Origin of the sequence: Streptomyces sp. NPDC001027 (assembly GCF_040299045.1) — a bacterium.
Lineage (GTDB): Bacteria > Actinomycetota > Actinomycetes > Streptomycetales > Streptomycetaceae > Streptomyces.
Map to the genome: position 1 here is coordinate 1 of NZ_JBEPBI010000420.1, position 4246 is coordinate 4246.

At 69.5% G+C, this 4246-nt stretch carries 4 protein-coding genes; 2 read left to right on the forward strand and 2 right to left on the reverse strand.

Translation table 11 applies throughout. The features are described 5' to 3' along the window. A partial coding sequence (locus ABT300_RS41940; RefSeq protein ID WP_351687834.1) for a phosphopantetheine-binding protein occupies positions 1-776 on the forward strand: 776 nt, incomplete at its 5' end. Positions 777-993: 217 nt separating this feature from the next. On the opposite strand, the gene ABT300_RS41945 is transcribed toward ABT300_RS41940, so the two are convergent. Together ABT300_RS41945 and ABT300_RS41950 are read right to left on the reverse strand one after the other, a co-directional pair. Then, positions 994-1560, reverse strand: coding sequence for a LuxR C-terminal-related transcriptional regulator (locus ABT300_RS41945; protein WP_351687836.1), 567 nt, complete (start codon positions 1558-1560; stop codon positions 994-996). Between the two features lie 556 nt (positions 1561-2116). Continuing rightward, positions 2117-4036, reverse strand: coding sequence for a LuxR C-terminal-related transcriptional regulator (locus tag ABT300_RS41950; protein ID WP_351687838.1), 1920 nt, complete (start codon positions 4034-4036; stop codon positions 2117-2119). Positions 4037-4039: 3 nt separating this feature from the next. Here ABT300_RS41950 and ABT300_RS41955 point away from each other — a divergent pair. Then, positions 4040-4246, forward strand: a 207-nt coding sequence (locus ABT300_RS41955; RefSeq protein ID WP_351687841.1) for a hypothetical protein, incomplete at its 3' end; no start/stop codon positions are given.

Consider the following 4246-nt stretch of genomic DNA (forward strand, 5'->3'; position numbering starts at 1 on the left):
CGGGTGAGGGTGCGGTGGAGTTGGGTCGTCGTGGGTTGCGGGTGATGGATCCGGGGCGGGCTCTGGTGGGGTTGGGTTCGGTGTTGGAGGGGGGTGGGGGTTCGGCGGTGGTGGCTGATGTGGAGTGGGACCGTTTCGTTCCGGCGTTCACCAGCCGCCGTCCCAGCCCCCTGCTCACCACCCTGCCCCAGGCGGCCGAGATCCTGACGGCGCTCGGGGCGCCCTCCGAGCCCTCGTCCACCGGCGCCACGTTGACGGCCTTGGCCGAGCGGGTCGCCGCCCTGTCGCCCCAAGGGCGCGCCGACGCCCTCCTCGAGCACGTACGGCGGGCCGCAGGCAGGGCCCTCGGCCACGACGACGCGACCGTGATGGCCGCGGACCGGGCATTTCGCGACATGGGGTTCGACTCGCTGACCGCCGTGGAACTGCGCAACGCCCTGATCAAGGACACCGGCCTGGCGCTGCCCGCGACCCTGGTGTTCGACCATCCCACCCCGGCCGCTCTCGCACAGCACCTCGACGCCGAACTGTCCGGGGAGAGCGGGACGATGGCGACCATGCTGGCGGACCTGGAAACGGGTATCGCGCGCATCATGAAGGCGGATCCCGATCAGGACGCCCGCTCCTTGCTCGGCGCCCGGCTCCGGACCCTGTTGAGCGAGATCGAACTCCTCGGAGCCGGCCCCGACGTTCACGGCCCGTCGCTCGGCGACCGGCTGGACGGGGCCAGCGACGAGGAACTGTTCGACTTCATCAGCCGCGAGCTGGAGCAGTAGCCGCCGGTATCGGTCGCCGGAGGTCGGCCGCGCCTCGTCCTCCGGCGACTGCTGCACCGGGTCGACGCGTTGGCGCCCGGACATGAGTCGGCGGCCGTACCGATCGGACGGTACGGCCGCTGGGAGCAGGCCCCACCAGGCCTGGCACGAGGCTTGTGGCCGGTGCGGCAGGCGGTGGGGACGAGCAGCGGGGTACGGAACCGCCGCGAGGGCGTTGCTACTTGATGAATTCCGGCAGGACCCGCGGGGGCCACTGGCCGACGGTCAGCATGCCCATGGAGTGGGCGCGCGCCACGAGAGCGGCCCTGTTAGGCGCCTTCAGCTTCCGCAGCATGAGTCCTACGTGATACTCGACGCCCTGTCGGCTGAGGTAGAGCCTGGCGGCGAGCTGCACGGTGGAGGAGCCGCTGGCGACACCCTCGAGAACCTGTGCGTCGAGCTTGCTGAGAAGCCGTTCACGGGGGTTGAGCACCCCTTCGTCAGGGCCTGAGGAAGGGGCCTCCTTGTCCGGCCTCACCTGTACGACGATGCCGGCCATGAGCCCCGTGGTGTTCTGTACGGCGATGCCCGTGAGCTCGCCGGAGAAGGCCCGTCCCTCGTCTCCCAGACCGACCACACGCTCGGCGAAGCGGTTGCAACGCCCCTGTGACAGCCGGTTGAAGTGCCGGTCGAGCACGGAAGGAGAGCTGGGATGCAACAGCTCGTACAGACTTCTTCCGCAGATGTCGGCGGAGGTGCTGCCGAACTGGCGGGAGAAATCCGGCTCCGCTGCCACGATGTGCATGCCGGTGTCGATGTGCGCCGTATAGAGGCGACGGCTGGTCTCCGTCCGGGGGCGGTGATCGGGTATGGCTCTGTGCGCGGTCGAAGGCGTGTGCGGGGTGGCCGCCCAGTCTCTGTCGGGCCAGGGGCCTGCTGTTCGCGTGGTCACTGCGACGCACCGTCTTTCTGCACTCATGTGGGGGATCCACTGCCCGAAGGCAGCCTTTGATCGGAAACAGTGCTGTTTTGCGCAGGGCGGAGATCGAGCGGTGACCCTCCCTGCCTGCCTCTGATCAACTGTTCCTTGAGCCTAGGAATGTGGCATGGAGTGGGTCAAGCAAACCTTTGTGTGGCCGTAAAACACTGTGGTTCGGTGGTTCGGTCGTACGGGCGCCCCAGGCCGGCCCCGACCGGCAGGCGTAAGACAACTCGCCGCGGATTAAAAGGGGTTGACTGCTCAGGGCAGCCGGTCGCGGTGCCGGACCCGTGGTGCGCCGAGCGCTGCCGTGGGTTGCCCGCGCGACGGGTCGCATCAGGGTGCAAAGTTTGCTGTGGGGTGTGCCCGTTCGGCGCCCGAGTCAGGCTGAGCGCTCGGCATCCGCTCTCTTGAGTGCTTTGGCCAGCTCCGGGCGTCCGGATATGCCGAGCTTTCGATAGGAGTTCGTCAGGTGTTTCTCCACCATGCGTGACGACGTGCCCAATTGACTTGCGATCTCTGCATTGCTAAGGCCTGTGGACGCAAGACGGGCCACTCTGCGTTCGGAAGGGGTCAGCCGACTGCCGGGGTTTCTGGATTTCCGCGTTCCCTCGGTCAGCTTGGTGCAGATTTTCTTCGCCAACTCGGGTACGTCATGCTCGTTGGCCAGACCGTGCGCCCGCCTGAGGGCGGCCGATCTTCGGTTCCGCTGTGTGTCGGGATGAGTCGCCAGCGCGTACAGGCCGCGCAGCAGCTCGTATCCGTTGTTGCCCTCGTCCAGGGCGGTGACGGCCTCCTCGAGCAGCTCGGGGCCCCGTCGTCCGGATGTCACCCGCCCGAGGACGAGCAGGGAACGCCCCAGCGGTGTGGGCGCCCCCCAGGCGCGGGCCCTGTCCACCTCCGACTGCGCGGCGTTCACGGCTTCCTCGTGTTCGCCCAGCCGGTGGTGCATGAGGGCGGCGCACGACGACCACGGCAGGACGGCCGGGTTCTTCCAGCCGATCTGCTCGATGTGCCGGCCCGCGGTCCGGTAGTGGCCCAGCGCGGTGCGGGGTTCGTCACGGCGTGCCGCGAGCGTGCCTCGCGCCATCTGCAGGAGCGCCGTCAGATGCTGGTTCTCGGCGTGCAGCCGGTGGTGGGTGAGCAACTGTTCCGCCAGCTCCGGCTCGTGGGTGTGCATCGCGACGATGGAGAGGACGGCGGCGCAGACGGTGGGCAGCCCGCCGATCTCGGGGCCCGCGAGAGCGTCGGCCTGGACGATCTTGTCCCGGGCGTAGGCCCGGTGTCCGTCGGCCAGGGCGACCAGCGCCTGTTCGCAGCGGATGACGGCCTGTTCCACATCGCAGCCGCGGCGGTGGGCGAGGCGGTTCGCCTCACGCAGCCAGTTGGCCGCACCTGCCGTCTGCTCGGCGCCGGCGAGGATGTTCACGGCCAACGGCGCGGTGGTGTGCACGTGCTCCGGCGTGGGCGCCTCCTGCTCCAGAACCCGGGTGCACGACTTGGCGAGCTGCTCCGCGGGTACGGCGTTGGCGACGAACGCGATGTGCATCAGCGACGTGACCAGTTCTCTTTCGCCCTTGGTGGCCAGGCGGGGGGAGGGGCCGAGGTCGCGGAAGCGCCGCAGCGCCCGTCGGATGTGCGTGGGATCCTGCGCCGACAGGATGTGCTCGCGTGCTTCCAGGCGCAGCACCAGTTCGCGCTCCACCCAGTCCTCGGTGACCGACTGACGAAGTTCGTCGGTGATGGCGGCTCTGATGACATTGATGCGCAGGGAGGGCGGATCCATCTGGAGGGGACCCAGCCGCAGCATCGCGTCGGCCCGCTCGTGCACGGATTCGAGGAGCGGCGCGGCCTCCACGACGTGCCGCAGCGCCGCGGCCGTCGCGAAGCTGCGCTCGGCGGTGGCGAGGTCGACGAGCAGTCTCGCCCTGTGCTGCCCGGAGAGCGAGGAGTCGAGGAGGGCGCGTCGCAGATAGCGTGCCGAGTCCCGGGGCGAACCGCGGCGCAGCGCGCTGTCCGCGGCGGTGCGCAGGATCTGAACCGCTTCCGGGCCGCGCAGCGATATCACCGCCATCAGCTGCTCCGCGGCGAGCTCGGCCGGATGCCCGGTACGGTGCAGCAGTTCGGCCGTCACTCCGCGCATGGCGGTGCGCTCCTCCGCGGGCATGTTCTCCTCCACCAGGTCCCCGAGGACCGTCCCCGAGGTGAGTCGGCAGGAGTCCCGGTCCACGAGACCGGCGTGCCGTAGCACCTCGACGGCCCGCGCCCCGCCCTCTTCGTCGAGTTCGGCGAGGCGGGCCACGAAATGCTCGTCCGCGGCGGAGCCGAGCAGGGCGAGTGCATAGGCGGACCGCCGTACGTGGTCCGGCTGCGACCGCAGGTAGGCGTCGAGACGCCGGCGCAGCAGTTCGGGCCGCAGGGTCGCGGCGACGGCTGCGACAGTCGCCGACCGACCCAGCCCACTAAACTAATCCACGACCACCACCCCCAGCAGCAGAAGCCGGATCCCACC

Bases quoted from the DNA above. Each gene is read 5' to 3' on its own strand.
- ABT300_RS41945 (WP_351687836.1), bottom strand. From the start codon at position 1,560: ATGCACATCGTGGCAGCGGAGCCGGATTTCTCCCGCCAGTTCGGCAGC.